Origin of the sequence: Serratia montpellierensis, assembly GCF_020858655.1 — a bacterium.
Lineage (GTDB): Bacteria > Pseudomonadota > Gammaproteobacteria > Enterobacterales > Enterobacteriaceae > Serratia > Serratia montpellierensis.
In genome coordinates this window covers 241262-259742 of the sequence record NZ_VOSN01000001.1, presented here as the reverse complement: position 1 = coordinate 259742, position 18481 = coordinate 241262, and the positions used below count along the sequence as shown (strand labels likewise).

Below are 18481 nucleotides of genomic sequence, written 5' to 3'. Positions count from 1 at the left end.
CGTTGTGCAAAAAAAATTAGACTCGCTGCTTGCGGCGGCAGGCATTGAGCTGCCCGATCAGCAAAAACAACAGCTGCTGGGTTATGTTGGCATGCTGGATAAGTGGAACAAGGCTTATAACCTCACGTCGGTGCGCGACCCGCAGCAAATGCTGGTGCGCCACATCCTCGACAGCATCGTGGTCAATCCGCATCTGCAGGGCTCGCGTTTCATCGATGTCGGCACCGGCCCCGGCTTGCCGGGCATTCCGCTGGCGATCGTGCGCCCGGACGCGCATTTCACGCTGCTCGACAGCCTGGGCAAGCGCGTGCGCTTCCTGCGCCAGGTGCAGCATGAGCTGGGCCTGAACAATATCGAGCCGGTGCAGAGCCGCGTCGAAGCGTTTCCGGCCGAGCCACCGTTCGATGGTGTGATCAGCCGCGCGTTCGCTTCGCTGCAGGATATGCTGTCCTGGTGTCATCATCTGCCGGCGAAAGGGCAGGGGCGTTTTTACGCGTTGAAAGGCGTGCGCCCGGATGAAGAGCTGACGCAGCTGCCGGCTGGCGTAAGCCTGGAGTCCATCGTGCGGTTGCAGGTGCCTGAACTGGAAGGCGAACGCCATCTGGTGATTCTTAAGGCAAACTGAGTTTGCTTTTGATCAAACAAGCGTGAATTAAAAGGCAGTACTCAGCAGAAAGGTAAGCAGGCTAATTAGTTGGTCGCTTTTTTTAGTTAATTTACTTTCTATTAACACAAAAAACGCGGCTAATTAGCGACAATAGAGTAATTGCATTTAGAAATAGTCACGTTAGCAATCATGTGCGAAAGATTGGCGTTTGCTGCTAATGTTAATTGGCTGTTGGAATATTGCCCCGCTGCTTGTCAATAAAAGGTTTTCATCGGGTATACGGATTGTTTTTGAACAGTTAACTGATAATGTTTTGATTTATATAATCTTTTGATCGCTCAAATTGCTAAAGACGGTTTGGTTGACCATCGGCTATAAATCAGGAAGGGACATTACTGTGATCGGCCTCGCGTTTCTAAACGCAACGCTGGAATAATCAGACAATTAAATGCGCCCTATTATTCCGACCGTTTTCTTGTGAAAATAGGCTGGAATAGGGAAATTTAAATAATTGTTCACCTTTTCGCTACTTATCGATTGAATTCGTTGGTATGCCCCGTATAATTTGCTCGTTTTTTGCTGCTTGACTCAGGACAGCAAAAACAGTTGTATACGTCACTCAGCATACCCCCTCTGGGGTACGGAGAGAACAAACGTCATGTCTGTGTCCCTTTACAGCGGGAAAGTCGCACGCAAACTGCTGTTTTTGCAGTTAATGACTTTTGTTCTGATCAGCGTTGCTTTCTGGCTGAAAAGCCCGGAATGGAGCGCTTCGGCGCTGGCAGGCGGTCTCGCCGCCTGGTTGCCGAGTGCAATGTTTATGCTGTTTGCCTTGCGCCATCAGGCGCAAACGCCGGCGCCCGGTAGGGTTGCCTGGTCGTTCGCCATCGGCGAGGGGCTAAAGGTCGTGATCACCATCGTTTTGCTGATCGTGGCGCTGGGGGTGTTCAAGGCGGAGTTTATACCGCTTGGCCTGACCTATTTAGCGGTGTTAGTGGTGCAGATAGTGGCACCGGCCGTGATTAACAGTTACCGAAATTAACTAAATAAAGGGTAGAGGCATCATGTCTGCAGAGGGATACAACAGTCCACAGGAGTATATCGGTCACCACCTGACGCAGCTTCAGGTCGGGACTGGGTTTTGGTCGATTAACCTCGACTCGATGTTTTTCTCCGTCGTCCTCGGGGTTCTGTTCCTAGTTATTTTCCGCAAAGTGGCTAAAAACGCCACCAGCGGCGTGCCGGGTAAACTGCAAACCGCCGTGGAGCTGGTAGTCGGTTTCGTCGACAGCAGCGTGCGCGATATGTACCACGGCAAGAGCAAGGTGATTGCGCCGTTGGCGCTGACCGTGTTCGTCTGGGTGTTCCTGATGAACCTGATGGATCTGATTCCGGTAGACTTCCTGCCGTTCATCGGGGCGCATCTCGGTCTGCCTGCGCTGCGCGTGGTGCCTACCGCCGATGTGAACGTCACGCTGTCTATGGCGCTGGGCGTGTTTATCCTGATTCTGTTCTATAGCATCAAAATGAAAGGCGTTGGCGGGTTCGTTAAAGAGTTGACCATGCAGCCGTTCAACCACCCTGTATTCATTCCTATCAACCTGATTCTTGAAGGTGTCAGCCTGCTGTCCAAACCTGTTTCACTGGGTCTGCGACTGTTCGGCAACATGTATGCGGGTGAGTTGATCTTCATCCTGATTGCCGGCCTGTTGCCGTGGTGGTCACAGTGGGTCCTGAGCTTGCCTTGGGCTATCTTCCACATCCTGATCATTACGCTTCAAGCCTTTATTTTCATGGTTCTGACGATCGTCTATCTGTCGATGGCGTCTGAAGAGCACTGATTTTCTTAAAACACTTGCACTTTTAAACTGAAACAAACTGGAGACTGTCATGGAAAACCTGAGTATGGATCTGCTGTACATGGCTGCCGCTGTGATGATGGGTTTAGCGGCAATCGGTGCTGCGATCGGTATCGGCATCCTGGGTGGTAAATTCTTGGAAGGCGCGGCTCGTCAGCCTGACCTGATTCCTCTGCTGCGTACACAGTTCTTTATCGTTATGGGTCTGGTCGACGCCATCCCGATGATCGCTGTAGGTCTGGGTCTGTACGTGATGTTCGCCGTCGCGTAAGTAGAGCAACCCTCTACGACGTAACCAAACTATTAACTTTTAAAGAGGCATTGTGCTGTGAATCTTAACGCAACAATCCTCGGCCAGGCCATCGCGTTCGTTCTGTTTGTCTGGTTCTGCATGAAGTACGTATGGCCGCCGATCATGGCTGCCATCGAGAAACGTCAGAAAGAAATCGCTGACGGCCTCGCTTCTGCAGAGCGTGCCAAAAAAGATCTGGACTTAGCGCAAGCCAATGCGACCGACCAGCTGAAAACTGCTAAGGCAGAAGCTCAGGTGATCATCGAGCAAGCGAACAAACGCAAAGCTCAGATCATGGATGAAGCGAAAGCCGAAGCCGAGCAGGAACGTAACAAAATCGTGGCGCAGGCTCAGGCTGAGATCGAAGCCGAACGTAAGCGCGCTCGTGAAGAGTTGCGTAAGCAAGTCGCGATGCTGGCAATTGCCGGCGCCGAGAAGATCATCGAACGTTCCGTGGATGAAGCTGCTAACAGCGACATCGTTGATAAACTGGTCGCTGAACTGTAAGGAGGGAGGGGCTGATGTCTGAATTTGTAACTGTAGCTCGCCCCTACGCCAAAGCAGCTTTTGACTTTGCCGTTGAGCACCAAAGCGTAGAGCGCTGGCAGGACATGCTGGCGTTTACGGCTGAAGTCACTCGCAATGAACAGATTTCTGAACTGCTGTCTGGCGCGGTTGCGCCAGAAACGCTGTCCAAGACGTTCATCGCGGTTTGTGGCGATCGGCTCGACGAACATGGCCAGAACTTTATCCGTGTAATGGCCGAAAATGGACGTTTACTGGTTCTTCCTGCCGTGCTGCAGCAGTTCATAGAACTGCGCGCCTCGCTGGAATCCACCGTCGAAGTCGAAGTGCTCTCTGCGAGCGCGCTGAGCGACGAACAGCAGGCGAAAATCGCCGCTGCGATGGAAAAACGTCTGTCACGCAAAGTTAAGCTGAATTGCAAAATTGACAAGTCTGTACTGGCCGGCATCGTTGTTCGCGCCGGCGATATGGTGATTGATGGCAGCGTTCGCGGTCGTCTTGAACGCCTGACAGACGTCTTGCAGTCTTAAGGGGACTGGAGCATGCAACTGAATTCCACCGAAATCAGCGAACTGATCAAGCAGCGCATTGCTCAGTTCAATGTAGTGAGCGAAGCTCACAATGAAGGTACTATCGTTTCCGTCAGCGACGGGATCATCCGCGTACACGGCCTGGCCGAAGTTATGCAGGGCGAAATGATCGCGCTGCCTGGCAACCGTTACGCAATCGCATTGAACCTGGAGCGCGACTCCGTCGGTGCCGTGGTCATGGGTCCGTATTCGGATCTGGCCGAAGGCATGAAGGTTAAATGCACCGGCCGTATCCTGGAAGTTCCAGTCGGTCGTGGTCTGCTGGGCCGCGTAGTTAACACCCTGGGCGCACCAATCGACGGCAAAGGCCCGATTGAAAACGACGGCTTCTCTCCGGTAGAAGCTATCGCGCCAGGCGTTATCGAGCGTCAGTCCGTTGATCAGCCGGTTCAGACTGGCTACAAATCCGTTGATGCCATGATTCCAATCGGCCGTGGCCAGCGTGAGCTGGTGATCGGTGACCGTCAGACCGGTAAAACCGCGCTGGCGATCGATGCGATCATCAACCAACGCGACTCCGGCATCAAATGCGTTTACGTGGCTATCGGCCAGAAAGCGTCCACCATCGCTAACGTGGTGCGCAAACTGGAAGAGCACGGCGCACTGGCCAACACCATCGTGGTGGTGGCGACCGCTTCCGAATCCGCTGCACTGCAATACCTGGCGCCATACGCCGGTTGCGCAATGGGCGAATACTTCCGTGACCGCGGTGAAGATGCGCTGATCGTGTACGATGACCTGTCCAAACAGGCCGTTGCTTACCGCCAGATTTCCCTGCTGCTTCGTCGTCCGCCAGGTCGTGAAGCTTACCCAGGCGACGTATTCTACCTGCACTCCCGCTTGCTGGAGCGTGCAGCGCGCGTTAACGCCGAATACGTTGAAGCCTTCACCAAAGGTGAAGTTAAAGGCCAAACCGGTTCATTGACCGCTCTGCCGATCATTGAAACCCAGGCGGGTGACGTTTCCGCGTTCGTTCCGACCAACGTAATCTCGATTACCGATGGTCAGATCTTCCTGGAATCCAACCTGTTCAACTCCGGTATTCGTCCGGCAGTTAACCCGGGTATCTCCGTATCCCGTGTTGGTGGCGCCGCGCAGACCAAGATCATGAAGAAACTGTCCGGTGGTATCCGTACCGCGCTGGCGCAGTATCGTGAACTGGCTGCGTTCTCCCAGTTCGCCTCCGATCTGGACGACGCGACCCGCAAACAGCTGAGCCACGGTCAGAAAGTGACCGAGCTGCTGAAACAGAAACAGTATGCGCCGATGTCAGTCGCACAACAGTCTCTGGTGCTGTTTGCCGCAGAACGCGGTTACCTGAACGACGTCGAAGTCGCCAAAGTGGTGAGCTTCGAAGCCGCGCTGGTCGCCTATGCGGACCGCGAGCACGCCGAACTGCTGAACCACATCAACCAAACTGGCAACTTCAATGATGAGATCGAGGGCAAGTTGAAAGACATCCTCGAGACCTTCAAGAAAACCCAGTCCTGGTAACGCCGAACGGTCCTGCTGTTGAAAGACAGCAGGCCGTCTGGCACTGAGGAGAAGCAGAGATGGCCGGCGCAAAAGAGATACGTAGTAAGATCGCTAGCGTGCAAAACACGCAAAAGATCACTAAAGCGATGGAAATGGTCGCCGCCTCCAAAATGCGTAAATCGCAGGATCGCATGGCGGCCAGCCGTCCTTATGCAGAGACCATGCGCAAAGTGATTGGTCACCTTGCGTTAGGGAATCTGGAGTACAAGCACCCGTACCTGGATGAGCGTGACGTTAAGCGCGTCGGGTATCTGGTGGTGTCTACTGACCGTGGTCTCTGCGGCGGCTTGAACATCAACCTGTTCAAAAAGCTGCTGGCGGAGATGAAAGCCTGGTCCGAAAAAGGCGTCGAAACCGATTTGGCGCTGATTGGCTCTAAAGCGGCCTCTTTCTTTGGTTCCGTGGGCGGCAACGTGGTTGCCCAGGTGACCGGCATGGGGGACAAACCTTCCCTGTCGGATCTGATCGGGCCGGTGAAAGTGATGCTGCAGGCCTACGACGAAGGTCGTTTGGACAAGCTGTACATTGTCAGCAACAAATTTGTTAATACGATGTCCCAAGAGCCGCAGGTGCTTCAGCTGCTGCCGTTACCGCCAGCCGATGACGAAGAGCTGAAGAAAACGCCTTGGGATTACCTGTATGAACCCGATCCAAAAGTGCTGCTTGATACCTTGCTGCGCCGCTATGTGGAGTCGCAGGTTTATCAGGGCGTCGTGGAAAACCTGGCCAGCGAGCAGGCCGCACGAATGGTCGCGATGAAAGCCGCAACCGATAACGGCGGTAGCCTGATCAAAGAGCTGCAGTTGGTATACAACAAGGCGCGTCAGGCCAGCATCACTCAGGAACTCACCGAGATCGTTTCGGGAGCCTCCGCGGTTTAAGCTAGGTTTACGAATTACGTAGAGGATTCAAGATGGCTACTGGAAAGATTATCCAGGTAATCGGCGCCGTGGTGGACGTCGAGTTCCCTCAGGATGCCGTACCAAAAGTGTACGATGCCCTTGAGGTAGAAAACGGCACCGAAAAACTGGTGTTGGAAGTTCAGCAACAGCTGGGCGGTGGCGTGGTTCGCTGTATCGCAATGGGGACCTCCGACGGTCTGCGTCGCGGTCTGAAAGTGAACAACCTGGACCACCCGATTGAAGTGCCGGTGGGTAAAGCTACCCTGGGCCGTATCATGAACGTATTGGGTCAACCGATCGACATGAAAGGCGACATCGGCGAAGAAGAGCGTTGGGCGATTCACCGCGCGGCGCCAAGCTACGAAGAGCTGTCCAGCTCCCAGGAACTGCTGGAAACCGGTATCAAGGTAATGGACCTGATTTGTCCGTTCGCCAAGGGCGGTAAAGTCGGTCTGTTCGGCGGTGCGGGCGTAGGTAAAACCGTAAACATGATGGAGCTGATCCGTAACATCGCGATCGAGCACTCCGGTTATTCCGTGTTTGCGGGCGTGGGCGAGCGTACTCGTGAGGGTAACGACTTCTACCACGAAATGACCGACTCCAACGTTTTGGACAAAGTATCCCTGGTTTACGGCCAGATGAACGAGCCACCAGGTAACCGTCTGCGCGTTGCGCTGACCGGTCTGACCATGGCGGAGAAATTCCGTGACGAAGGCCGTGACGTTCTGCTGTTCGTTGACAACATCTACCGTTACACCCTGGCCGGTACCGAAGTGTCCGCACTTCTGGGCCGTATGCCATCCGCGGTAGGTTATCAGCCAACGCTGGCGGAAGAGATGGGCGTTCTGCAAGAACGTATCACCTCGACCAAGACCGGTTCCATCACTTCCGTACAGGCCGTTTACGTTCCTGCGGATGACTTGACTGACCCGTCACCAGCCACCACCTTTGCGCACTTGGACGCAACCGTGGTACTGAGCCGTAACATCGCTTCTCTGGGTATCTACCCGGCCGTTGACCCGCTGGATTCCACCAGCCGTCAGCTGGATCCGCTGGTTGTTGGCCAGGAGCACTACGACGTAGCGCGTGGCGTGCAGTCCATTCTGCAACGCTACCAGGAACTGAAAGATATCATCGCGATCCTGGGTATGGACGAGCTGTCTGAAGAAGACAAGCTGGTCGTATCCCGTGCGCGTAAGATCCAACGCTTCCTGTCTCAGCCGTTCTTCGTGGCAGAAGTCTTCACCGGTTCTCCGGGCAAGTTCGTATCGCTGAAAGACACCATCCGTGGTTTCAAAGGCATTATGGACGGCGACTATGACCACCTGCCGGAGCAGGCGTTCTACATGGTTGGCACCATTGAAGAAGCAGTGGAAAAAGCCAAGAAACTGTAACGCCTTGAGAGGAGGGTGATATGGCTATGACTTACCATCTGGATGTAGTCAGCGCGGAAAAACAGATGTTTTCCGGCCTGGTGCAGAAGATCCAGGTGACAGGCAGCGAAGGTGAACTGGGGATCTTCCCTGGCCATGCGCCGCTGCTGACTGCCATCAAGCCTGGCATGGTGCGTATTGTTAAGCAGCACGGTGAAGAAGAGTTCATCTACCTGTCCGGCGGCATCCTTGAGGTGCAGCCGAGCGTGGTTACCGTGCTGGCGGACACTGCTATCCGTGGTACTGACCTCGACGAAGCGAGAGCGTTGGAAGCTAAGCGTAAAGCTGAAGAACATATTCGCAGCTCTCATGGCGATGTCGACTATGCTCAGGCATCCGCTGAACTGGCGAAAGCGATCGCAAAACTGCGCGTTATCGAGCTCACCAGAAAAGCGATGTAATGTTTGGGTGCTTTGCACCCAACTTTAAGAAAGCGGCCTATAGGGTCGCTTTTTTTTTACTTTAAAATAAGCATTTCAGCCCGGCGGGCGGTGTGGTGTATAACCCCTGATATCGGGAAAGAAACGTCGCCGATCGCCGACAGTTTTTTCGCTCCGACGGCGAATTGGCCGCGATAGCGGCAGGCCAAGGCCCACGCGGCCTGCGCCGGGTTCGTGCAGAGAAATATGTAGTAATATCGTCGCTAAACGGTTTTACTTTCGTCTATCAAAATGGAGTTATCAGGTTGCTTATGTCGAACAGCGCAATGAGCGTGGTTATCCTCGCCGCGGGCAAGGGAACACGCATGTATTCCGATCTTCCCAAGGTCTTACATCCGTTGGCCGGCAAGCCGATGGTGCAACACGTCATTGATGCCGCGATGAAACTGGGCGCACAACATGTCCACCTGGTATACGGCCACGGCGGCGAACTGCTGAAAAGCACGTTGACCGAAGGCGCGCTGAACTGGGTGCTGCAGGCCGAGCAATTGGGTACCGGTCATGCAATGCAGCAGGCGGCGCCGCACTTTGCCGACGATGAAGACGTGCTGATGCTGTACGGCGACGTGCCGTTGATCTCCGTGGATACGCTGCAACGCCTGCTGGCGGCCAAGCCGCAGGGCGGCATCGGTCTGCTGACGGTCAAGCTGGACGATCCGAGCGGTTACGGCCGCATCGTGCGCGAGCAGGGCAGCGTGGTGGGCATCGTCGAACACAAGGACGCCAGCGAGGCACAGCGCCAAATCAACGAGATCAATACCGGCATCCTGGTGGCGAACGGGCGCGATCTGAAGCGCTGGCTGGGGATGTTGAATAACGATAACGCACAGGGCGAGTTTTACATCACCGATATCATTGCGTTGGCCCATGCCGACGGCAAGAAAATCGAGGCTGTACATCCGTCGCGCCTGAGCGAAGTGGAAGGCGTGAACAACCGCCTGCAGCTGGCGACCCTGGAGCGCGTATTCCAGTCGGAACAGTCTGAAAAGCTGCTGTTGGCCGGCGTGATGCTGCTGGATCCGGCGCGTTTCGATCTGCGCGGGGAACTTGTTCACGGCCGAGACATCACTATTGATGCGAATGTGATTATCGAAGGTCACGTCAAGCTGGGCGACCGGGTGAAAATCGGCGCTGGCTGCGTGCTGAAAAACTGCGTAATCGGTGATGATTGTGAGATCAGCCCTTACAGCGTGCTGGAAGACAGCGTGCTGGAAGCCGACTGCACCGTGGGGCCGTTCGCCCGCCTGCGCCCAGGCGCGGAGCTGGCGGCAGGGGCTCACGTCGGCAACTTCGTGGAAATGAAAAAGGCGCGTCTGGGCAAAGGCTCCAAGGCCGGTCACCTCAGCTACCTGGGCGATGCCGAAATCGGCGATGACGTGAATATCGGCGCCGGCACCATCACCTGCAACTACGATGGCGCCAACAAGCACAAGACGGTGATCGGCGACGGCGTATTCGTCGGTTCCGATACTCAGCTGGTGGCGCCGGTGTCGGTCGGCAAAGGCTCCACCATCGCCGCCGGCACCACGGTGACGCGCGATATCGCCGAGAACGAACTGGTGCTGAGCCGCGTCAAACAGGTGCACATTCAGGGCTGGCAACGTCCGGTGAAGAAGAAGTCATAGTGTGTTTTGCGTTGGGCTCCGTTCACGAGCCCAATACAAAACATAATAACCCCCACCATCTACAGGCTCGGGGACGCACGGTAAAAACCGGCAAAAATCAGGTCAAGGCATCGAAAACGCCCATGAAGGGCGTTCATTAGGAATACAACTGATGTGTGGAATTGTAGGCGCAGTAGCGCAACGTGATATCGCAGAAATCCTGTTGGAAGGTTTACGCCGTCTCGAGTACCGCGGTTATGACTCCGCCGGTCTGGCAGTGGTCGACGCGCAGGGCAACGTCAGTCGTCTGCGTCGCGTAGGCAAGGTGCAAAAACTGGCCGAAGCGGCGGAGCAGACCGATCTGCACGGCGGTACCGGCATCGCTCACACCCGTTGGGCAACGCACGGTGAACCGACCGAGGCGAACGCGCACCCGCATGTTTCCGACTACATTACCGTGGTGCATAACGGCATCATCGAAAACCACGAACCGCTGCGCGAACTGCTGATCGAACGCGGTTATCGCTTCAGCTCCGAAACCGACACCGAAGTGATCGCGCACCTGGTGCACTGGGAACAGTTGCAGGGCGGTACGCTGCTGGAAGTGGTTCAGCGTGTGATCCCACAGCTGCGCGGCGCTTACGGCACCGTGGTAATGGACAGCCGCGATCCGAGCGTATTGGTCGCTGCGCGCTCCGGCAGCCCGCTGGTTATCGGCCGCGGCGTAGGGGAAAACTTCATCGCTTCCGATCAGCTGGCGCTGCTGCCGGTCACCCGCCGCTTCATCTTCCTGGAAGAAGGCGACGTGGTGGAAGTGACTCGCCGCACCGTCAACATCTTCGACAAGCAGGGCAACGCCATCGAGCGCCCTGAGATCGAATCCCAGGTGCAGTATGACGCCGGCGACAAGGGCGCTTACCGTCACTACATGCAAAAAGAGATCTACGAACAGCCGCTGGCGCTGAAAAATACCCTGGAAGGGCGTTTCAGCCATGGCCAAATCAACCTGAGCGAGCTGGGCCCGCGCGCCGATGAGCTGTTGGCCAAGGTGCAGCACGTGCAGATTATCGCCTGTGGCACTTCTTATCACTCCGGTATGGTGGCGCGTTATTGGTTCGAAGCGCTGGCCGGCGTGCCGTGCGACGTCGAGATCGCGTCCGAGTTCCGTTACCGCAAATCGGCGGTGCGTCCGGGCAGCCTGATCATCACCCTGTCGCAGTCCGGCGAAACCGCCGACACGTTAGCGGCGCTGCGCCTGTCCAAAGAGCTGGGTTATCTCGGTTCGCTGGCCGTTTGTAACGTGGCGGGTTCTTCGCTGGTGCGCGAATCCGATCTGGCGTTGATGACCAAGGCCGGCACGGAAATTGGCGTGGCCTCGACCAAGGCCTTTACCACGCAGCTCACCGTGCTGTTGATGCTGGTGGCGCGCCTGGGCCGCCTGAAAGGCATGGCGGAAAGCGTGGAGCAAGAGATCGTGCACGGCCTGCAGGCGCTGCCGGCGCGTATCGAGCAGATGCTGTCGATGGATAAAGAGATCGAAGCGCTGGCGGAAGGTTTCTCCGATAAACACCATGCGCTGTTCCTCGGCCGCGGCGATCAGTATCCGATCGCCATGGAAGGGGCGCTGAAGCTGAAAGAGATCTCCTATATTCACGCTGAAGCTTATGCGGCGGGGGAGCTGAAACACGGCCCGCTGGCGCTGATCGACGCCGACATGCCGGTGATCGTCGTGGCGCCGAACAACGAACTGCTGGAAAAGCTGAAGTCCAACATTGAAGAAGTGCGCGCGCGCGGCGGCCAGCTGTACGTGTTCGCCGATCAGGATGCCGGCTTCGTCAGCAGCGAAGGCATGACCATCATTCCTCTGCCGCACGTCGAGGAAATCGTCGCGCCGATCTTCTACACCGTGCCGTTGCAGCTGCTGTCTTACCATGTGGCGCTGATCAAAGGCACCGACGTTGACCAGCCGCGCAACCTGGCGAAGTCTGTCACCGTAGAGTAATCTGCCGCAGGTAAACTGCAAAAGCCGGCCTTAGCGCCGGCTTTTTTCATGAGCAACGCGAAAGATGACAGCGGCGCCGATTCAGGGATAAACGTTGTCATATTCAAGCGGATAGGGCGTGGCCAAACGGTTTTTTTATTGCTTGGCAATTGCGCTGTTTTCAATATAACAAATTGATTTTAATATAAATCAATACCCCTAAAATGCACTGTAATATAACTGTCATATTGCGTACATTTTTCTGTCACCAAACTGTCCTATTTTCCCTCCTGCAGCAATACTTACTCTGATTAAAACGACTCGAAGTCGATTTTAAATATCCCATTAGGAGGGATTATGAAACTGATGCGTACCACCGTCGCCAGTATTGTGGCAGCGACCTTCTCCCTGACCGCCGTGTCCGCGTTCGCTGCTGCCAGCCTGACCGGTGCAGGTGCGACATTCCCCGCTCCGGTTTACGCCAAGTGGGCAGATTCTTATCAGAAAGAAACCGGCAACAAAGTTAACTATCAGGGCATCGGCTCCTCTGGCGGCGTGAAGCAAATCGTGGCCAACACCGTTGACTTTGGCGCCTCCGACGCCCCGCTGTCTGACGACAAGCTGGCGGCCGACGGCCTGTTCCAGTTCCCGACCGTGATCGGCGGCGTGGTGCTGGCCGTGAATATCCCGGGCATCAAATCCGGCGAACTGACTCTGGACGGTAAAACCCTGGGCGATATCTACCTGGGCAACGTCAAAAAATGGAACGATCCGGCTATCACCAAGCTGAACCCAGGCGTGAAACTGCCTGACCAGAACATCGCCGTGGTACGCCGCGCCGACGGTTCCGGCACCTCGTTCGTGTTCACCAGCTACCTGTCCAAGGCCAACGCGCAGTGGAAAGAAAAAATTGGCGCCGGTTCTACCGTTAACTGGCCGACCGGTCTGGGCGGCAAAGGCAACGACGGCATCGCCGCCTTCGTTCAGCGTCTGCCTGGCTCTATCGGCTACGTAGAATACGCTTACGCCAAACAGAACAACCTGGCTTACACCAAGCTGGTTTCTGCCGACGGCAAACCGGTCAGCCCGACCGAAGAGAGCTTCAGCAACGCGGCCAAAGGCGTGGATTGGAGCAAGACCTTCGCTCAGGATTTGACAGACCAGAAAGGCGACAACGTGTGGCCAATCACCTCCACCACCTTCATCCTGGTGCACAAAGAGCAGAAAAACCCTGCTCAGGGCGCCGAAGTGCTGAAGTTCTTCGACTGGGCCTACAAAACCGGCGGCAAACAGGCTAACGAGCTGGATTACGCCACCCTGCCGAAAGAAGTGGTTGAGCAGGTGCGCGCGGCCTGGAAAACCAACGTAAAAGACAGTTCAGGTAAAGCGCTGTACTAACAACGCAGGGGCGCGGGTTCGCCGCGCCCCACAAGTTCTTCAGGCTCCGATCTCGGTTGGGGCTGCCAGGGTTCAAACAGAGAGTAATCTATGGCTGAGTACAAGCCGACCATCAAAGCACCGAGCAAAAACGGTGACATCATTTTCAGCGCGCTGGTGAGACTGGCGGCGCTGATTACCCTATTGTTGCTGGGCGGCATCATCGTTTCGCTGATCTTCGCCTCCTGGCCAAGCATGCAGAAATTCGGCTTCGCTTTCCTGTGGACCAAAGAGTGGGACGCGCCGGCGGAGCAGTTCGGCGCGCTGGTGCCGATCTACGGTACCGTGGTCACCTCGCTTATCGCGCTGATCATCGCCGTGCCGGTGAGTTTCGGCATCGCGCTGTTCCTGACCGAACTGGCGCCGAACTGGTTGAAGCGGCCGCTGGGCATCGCCATTGAGCTGCTGGCGGCCATCCCGAGCATCGTCTACGGCATGTGGGGCCTGTTCGTGTTTGCCCCGCTGTTCGCCGAATACTTCCAGACGCCGGTGGGCGACGTGCTGTCGGGCATTCCGATCGTCGGCGAGCTGTTCTCCGGCCCGGCCTTCGGCATCGGCATCCTGGCCGCCGGGGTGATCCTGGCGATCATGATCATTCCTTACATCGCCGCGGTGATGCGCGACGTGTTCGAACAGACCCCGGTAATGATGAAAGAGTCGGCCTACGGCATCGGCTGCACCACCTGGGAAGTCATCTGGCGCATCGTGCTGCCGTTCACCAAAAACGGCGTCATCGGCGGCGTGATGTTGGGCCTGGGTCGCGCGCTGGGGGAAACCATGGCGGTGACCTTTATCATCGGTAACACCTACCAGCTCGACAGCGCTTCGCTGTACATGCCGGGCAACAGCATCACCTCGGCGCTGGCCAACGAATTCGCCGAAGCCGAGTCCGGCGTGCACACCGCCGCGTTGATGGAGCTGGGCCTGATTCTGTTTGTTATCACCTTTATCGTGCTGGCGCTGTCGAAACTGATGATCATGCGTCTGGCCAAGAATGAGGGGCGTTAACATGGCGACGATGGATATGCAAAACGCAGTCGTTCTGGCGGAAAGCCGCCGCAAAATGCAGGCCTGGCGCCGGCAGAAAAATCGCCTCGCGCTGTTCCTGTCGATGGCGACCATGGCGTTCGGGCTGTTCTGGTTGATCTGGATCCTGATCGCTACCGTCACCAAAGGCTTCGACGGCATGGCGATGGCGTTGTTCACCGAGATGACCCCGCCGCCGAATACCGCGGGCGGCGGCCTGGCCAACGCCATCGCCGGCAGCGGCCTGTTGATCCTGTGGGCGACCCTCTTCGGTACGCCGCTGGGCATCATGGCCGGCATCTACCTGGCGGAATACGGCCGTAAATCCTGGCTGGCGGAAGTGATCCGCTTCATCAACGACATTCTGCTGTCCGCACCGTCGATCGTGGTGGGCCTGTTCGTTTACACCATCGTGGTGGCGAAGATGGAACACTTCTCCGGCTGGGCCGGCATCGTGGCGCTGGCGCTGCTGCAGGTGCCGATCGTCATTCGCACCACCGAGAACATGCTGAAACTGGTGCCGGATACGCTGCGCGAGGCCGCTTATGCCCTGGGCACGCCGAAATGGCGCATGATTTCCGCCATCACGCTGAAGGCGTCGGTGTCCGGCATCATCACCGGCGTGCTGCTGGCGATTGCGCGCATCGCGGGGGAAACCGCACCATTGCTGTTCACCTCGCTGTCGAACCAGTTCTGGAGCACCGACCTGATGCAGCCGATCGCCAACCTGCCGGTGACCATCTTCAAATTCGCCATGAGCCCGTTCGCCGAATGGCAACAGCTGGCCTGGGCCGGGGTGCTGTTGATCACCCTGTGCGTACTGTTACTGAATATCCTGGCGCGCGTGGTTTTCGCCAAGAAAAAGCATTCATAAAATTTTGAGCGCCGCTTTGGCGGCGCTGATGAAAAGAGAGAAGTCTTGATGAGTATGGTTACTGACGCTTCCAGCAGCAAAATTCAGGTACGCGATCTGAACTTCTACTATGGCAAATTCCATGCGCTGAAGAACATCACGCTGGATATCGCCAAGAACAAGGTCACCGCGTTTATCGGCCCGTCCGGCTGCGGCAAATCTACCCTGCTGCGCACCTTCAACAAGATGTACCAGCTGTACCCGGAACAGCGCGCGGAAGGCGGCATCCTGCTGGACGGCCAGAACATCCTGACCGACAACTCGGATATCGCACTGCTGCGCGCCAAGGTCGGCATGGTGTTCCAGAAGCCGACGCCGTTCCCGATGTCGATTTACGACAACATCGCCTTCGGCGTTCGCCTGTTTGAAAAGCTGTCGCGCGCCGATATGGACGAGCGCGTGCAGTGGGCGCTGACCAAGGCGGCGCTGTGGAACGAAACCAAGGACAAGCTGCACCAGAGCGGCTACAGCCTCTCCGGTGGCCAGCAGCAGCGTCTGTGCATCGCCCGCGGCATCGCCATTCGTCCGGAAGTGCTGTTGCTGGATGAGCCTTGCTCGGCGCTGGATCCGATCTCCACCGGCAAGATTGAAGAGCTGATCAGCGAGCTGAAGGCCGACTACACCGTGGTGATCGTGACGCACAACATGCAGCAGGCGGCGCGCTGCTCCGACTCTACCGCATTTATGTATCTGGGCGAGCTGATCGAGTTCAGTGATACTGATAACCTGTTCACTGCGCCGCAGAAAAAGCAGACTGAAGACTACATCACTGGCCGTTATGGTTGATAGGAAGCATCATGGATAACCTGAATTTAAACAAACACATTTCCGGCCAGTTCAACGCAGAGCTTGAGCATATCCGCACCCAGGTGCTGACCATGGGCGGGCTGGTGGAGCAGCAGCTGACCGACGCCATCACCGCGATGCACAATCAGGATGGCGAGCTGGCCAAGCGCGTGATCGAAGGCGACGCCAAGGTCAACATGATGGAAGTGGCGATCGACGAAGCCTGCGTGCGCATCATCGCCAAGCGCCAGCCGACCGCCAGCGATCTGCGCCTGGTGATGGCGATCATCAAAACCATTTCCGAGCTGGAGCGCATCGGCGACGTGGCGGATAAAATCTGCCGCACCGCGCTGGAGAAATTCTCGCACCAGCACCAGCCGCTGCTGGTCAGCCTGGAATCGCTGGGGCGCCACACCGTGCAGATGCTGCACGACGTGCTGGACGCCTTCGCGCGCATGGATCTGGACGAAGCGATCCGTATCTACCGTGAAGATAAAAAGGTCGACCAGGAGTATGAAGGCATCGTGCGTCAGCTGATGACCTATATGATGGAAGACTCGCGCACCATTCCGAGCGTGCTGACCGCGTTGTTCTGCGCCCGTTCTATCGAGCGTATCGGCGACCGCTGTCAGAACATCTGCGAATTTATCTTCTATTTCGTCAAAGGACAGGATTTCCGTCATCTGGGCGGCGACGCCCTGGAAAAGCTGCTCTCTCCGGACGGTAAAGACGAAAAAGCCGACTAACCCTTTCCGGGTAATATCCTTCAAAGGCGCGGTTTCCCGCGCCTTTATTCCATCTTAAGTGCGTAAAGATAAAAAGGTTATAAATATAGCTTTTTATATTATTTCCTGACCTATGTGGCGCTTGCTAGCTTATCCGCCAGCAGGACATCAACCACTTAGGAGCTTTCTATGAAACATCGCGCTTTGGCCTTAACGTTGTTAGCCAGTCTGACCGGCCTCGCCGCCGGCGCCGCGCACGCGGACAAACTTGATGATATCAAGCAAGCCGGCGTGGTGCGTATCGCGGTGTTCGACAGCAACCCGCCGTTCGGCTACATCGATCCGCAGAGCAAGAAGCTGGTGGGCTACGATGTGGACGTCGCCGACGCGATCGGCAAAGCGCTGGGGGTGAAAGTGGAGCTGCGCGCCACCAACCCGGCCAACCGCATTCCGCTGCTGGTGTCGAAGAAGGTTGATCTGATTGCCGCCAACTTCACCATTACCGACGAGCGCGCCAAAGAAGTGAACTTCAGCGTGCCGTACTTCGCCACCGGCCAGAAATTTATCGCCCGCAAAGGCGTGCTGAAAACGCCGGAAGACATCAAGAAACTGCGCATCGGCGCGGACAAGGGCACGGTGCAGGAAATCACCCTGCGCGAGCGTTTCCCGACGGCGAAAGTGATCTCCTACGATGACACCCCGCTGGCATTCGTGGCGCTGCGTAACGGCAACGTGCAGGCTATCACTCAGGACGACGCCAAGCTGGTCGGCCTGCTCGGTAATCTGCCGGCGGCGCAGAAGGCGGAGTTTGAAATTTCGCCGTTCAGCCTGACCAAAGAATATCAGGGCGTCGGCATTCCCAAGGGCGAAGATCGCCTGACCGCCGCGGTGAACGAGACGCTGATCACGCTGGAAAAAGACGGCGAAGCGGTTAAGATTTACGATCGCTGGTTCGGGCCGGAAACCCAATCCGCCCAACCGCGCGGCGATTTCAAAATCGCGCCTTTGGATCAGCAACCGAAAGCCTGATTTAACCGCTCGCGGTGAGATCGGTACGGAGGGGCGCAGCTTGCTGCGCCCCTGATGCATTCTGCAAGACAAGGATTGAACATGAACCTGGACTGGCTGCTGGCGCCGCAATACCTGAGCTGGCTGTGGCACGGCTTTCTGCTGACGCTGTGGCTTTCCGCCTGCGCGGGCCTGGCGGCCACGCTGCTGGGCTTTGTGCTGGCGGCGATGCGCGACAGCAGCCTGCGGCCGTTGCGTTGGCTGGCGATGGGGTACAGCTCGCTGTTTCGCAATACGCCGCTGCTGGTGCAGCTGTTCTTCTGGTACTTCGCCGCCGGGCAGATCCTGCCGTCCGCCGCCATGCAGTGGCTGAACAGCTCACATCAGGTCGGCCCGCTTGAGTGGCCGTCGTTCGAGTTTCTCGCCGGTTTCTTCGGCCTGACGCTCTACTCCACCGCCTTTATCGCCGAAGAGATCCGCTCTGGCATTCGCGGCGTCGCCGGCGGGCAGAAATATGCCGCCCAGGCGCTGGGGCTCACCGGTTGGCAGGCGATGCGCTACGTGGTGCTGCCGCAGGCGCTGAAAATCGCGCTGCCGCCGTTGCTGGGCCAATACATGAACGTGATCAAGAACTCGTCGCTGACCATGGCGATCGGCGTGGCCGAACTCTCTTACGCCTCGCGTCAGGTCGAAACCGAAACCCTGCGCACTTTCCAGGCGTTCGGCGTGGCGACGGTACTGTATATCGCCATCATCGCGCTGCTGGAAGGCTGGGGCATGTGGCGCCAACAGCGTAAACCGCTGGGAGGGCATTGAG

The 18481-nt window shown here is 56.9% G+C and carries 19 protein-coding genes; all 19 read left to right on the top strand.

Features of this window, described 5'->3' with window-relative positions:
- Window positions 1-4 precede the first annotated feature (4 nt).
- The 19 genes from rsmG (at window position 5) to FUU19_RS01115 (ending at window position 18480) form a co-directional block, all read left to right on the top strand.
- On the top strand, window positions 5-625 hold the full coding sequence (rsmG, locus tag FUU19_RS01205; RefSeq protein ID WP_015379471.1) for a 16S rRNA (guanine(527)-N(7))-methyltransferase RsmG: 621 nt from the start codon (window positions 5-7) through the stop codon (window positions 623-625).
- A gap of 640 nt (window positions 626-1265) precedes the next feature.
- Window positions 1266-1649 carry a F0F1 ATP synthase subunit I gene (gene atpI, locus FUU19_RS01200; protein WP_025304739.1) on the top strand — a complete coding sequence of 128 codons (384 nt, stop codon included), beginning with the start codon at window positions 1266-1268 and terminating at the stop codon, window positions 1647-1649.
- Between the two features lie 22 nt (window positions 1650-1671).
- Window positions 1672-2448 carry a F0F1 ATP synthase subunit A gene (atpB, locus tag FUU19_RS01195; RefSeq protein ID WP_025304740.1) on the top strand — a complete coding sequence of 259 codons (777 nt, stop codon included), beginning with the start codon at window positions 1672-1674 and terminating at the stop codon, window positions 2446-2448.
- A 49-nt stretch (window positions 2449-2497) separates the two neighbouring features.
- Window positions 2498-2737: a F0F1 ATP synthase subunit C gene (gene atpE, locus FUU19_RS01190; RefSeq protein WP_004093904.1), complete on the top strand. Its 240-nt coding sequence runs from the start codon at window positions 2498-2500 to the stop codon at window positions 2735-2737.
- Window positions 2738-2794: 57 nt separating this feature from the next.
- Window positions 2795-3265 (top strand): F0F1 ATP synthase subunit B, encoded by a 471-nt coding sequence (atpF, locus tag FUU19_RS01185; RefSeq protein ID WP_004933804.1) that lies wholly within the window; start codon window positions 2795-2797, stop codon window positions 3263-3265.
- A 14-nt stretch (window positions 3266-3279) separates the two neighbouring features.
- Entirely contained in the window at window positions 3280-3813 is a 534-nt protein-coding gene (atpH, locus tag FUU19_RS01180; RefSeq protein WP_073532584.1) for a F0F1 ATP synthase subunit delta, read from the top strand.
- Between the two features lie 12 nt (window positions 3814-3825).
- Window positions 3826-5367: a F0F1 ATP synthase subunit alpha gene (gene atpA / locus FUU19_RS01175; RefSeq protein WP_099816900.1), complete on the top strand. Its 1542-nt coding sequence runs from the start codon at window positions 3826-3828 to the stop codon at window positions 5365-5367.
- A gap of 59 nt (window positions 5368-5426) precedes the next feature.
- Window positions 5427-6290: a F0F1 ATP synthase subunit gamma gene (gene atpG, locus FUU19_RS01170; protein ID WP_004933811.1), complete on the top strand. Its 864-nt coding sequence runs from the start codon at window positions 5427-5429 to the stop codon at window positions 6288-6290.
- Window positions 6291-6322: 32 nt separating this feature from the next.
- Window positions 6323-7705 carry a F0F1 ATP synthase subunit beta gene (gene atpD / locus FUU19_RS01165; protein WP_004933813.1) on the top strand — a complete coding sequence of 461 codons (1383 nt, stop codon included), beginning with the start codon at window positions 6323-6325 and terminating at the stop codon, window positions 7703-7705.
- 20 nt (window positions 7706-7725) lie between these two features.
- On the top strand, window positions 7726-8145 hold the full coding sequence (locus tag FUU19_RS01160) for a F0F1 ATP synthase subunit epsilon (protein WP_004933814.1): 420 nt from the start codon (window positions 7726-7728) through the stop codon (window positions 8143-8145).
- Window positions 8146-8435: 290 nt separating this feature from the next.
- Window positions 8436-9809 (top strand): bifunctional UDP-N-acetylglucosamine diphosphorylase/glucosamine-1-phosphate N-acetyltransferase GlmU, encoded by a 1374-nt coding sequence (gene glmU / locus FUU19_RS01155; protein WP_141971862.1) that lies wholly within the window; start codon window positions 8436-8438, stop codon window positions 9807-9809.
- Window positions 9810-9960: 151 nt separating this feature from the next.
- On the top strand, window positions 9961-11790 hold the full coding sequence (glmS, locus tag FUU19_RS01150) for a glutamine--fructose-6-phosphate transaminase (isomerizing) (protein WP_060424377.1): 1830 nt from the start codon (window positions 9961-9963) through the stop codon (window positions 11788-11790).
- Between the two features lie 336 nt (window positions 11791-12126).
- Window positions 12127-13167 (top strand): phosphate ABC transporter substrate-binding protein PstS, encoded by a 1041-nt coding sequence (pstS, locus tag FUU19_RS01145; protein WP_038876034.1) that lies wholly within the window; start codon window positions 12127-12129, stop codon window positions 13165-13167.
- Window positions 13168-13257: 90 nt separating this feature from the next.
- Complete coding sequence (gene pstC, locus FUU19_RS01140; RefSeq protein ID WP_141971860.1) at window positions 13258-14214, top strand: phosphate ABC transporter permease PstC; 957 nt, start codon at window positions 13258-13260, stop codon at window positions 14212-14214.
- A gap of 1 nt (window position 14215) precedes the next feature.
- A complete protein-coding gene (gene pstA, locus FUU19_RS01135; RefSeq protein ID WP_230507056.1) occupies window positions 14216-15106 on the top strand; it encodes a phosphate ABC transporter permease PstA in 891 nt (296 codons plus the stop codon).
- A gap of 54 nt (window positions 15107-15160) precedes the next feature.
- Window positions 15161-15931 carry a phosphate ABC transporter ATP-binding protein PstB gene (gene pstB, locus FUU19_RS01130; RefSeq protein ID WP_016929614.1) on the top strand — a complete coding sequence of 257 codons (771 nt, stop codon included), beginning with the start codon at window positions 15161-15163 and terminating at the stop codon, window positions 15929-15931.
- An 11-nt stretch (window positions 15932-15942) separates the two neighbouring features.
- Complete coding sequence (gene phoU, locus FUU19_RS01125; protein WP_060441267.1) at window positions 15943-16677, top strand: phosphate signaling complex protein PhoU; 735 nt, start codon at window positions 15943-15945, stop codon at window positions 16675-16677.
- Between the two features lie 168 nt (window positions 16678-16845).
- Window positions 16846-17685, top strand: coding sequence for an ABC transporter substrate-binding protein (locus tag FUU19_RS01120; protein ID WP_063989180.1), 840 nt, complete (start codon window positions 16846-16848; stop codon window positions 17683-17685).
- Between the two features lie 81 nt (window positions 17686-17766).
- Window positions 17767-18480: an amino acid ABC transporter permease gene (locus tag FUU19_RS01115; protein ID WP_025304748.1), complete on the top strand. Its 714-nt coding sequence runs from the start codon at window positions 17767-17769 to the stop codon at window positions 18478-18480.
- Window position 18481: the final 1 nt, after the last annotated feature.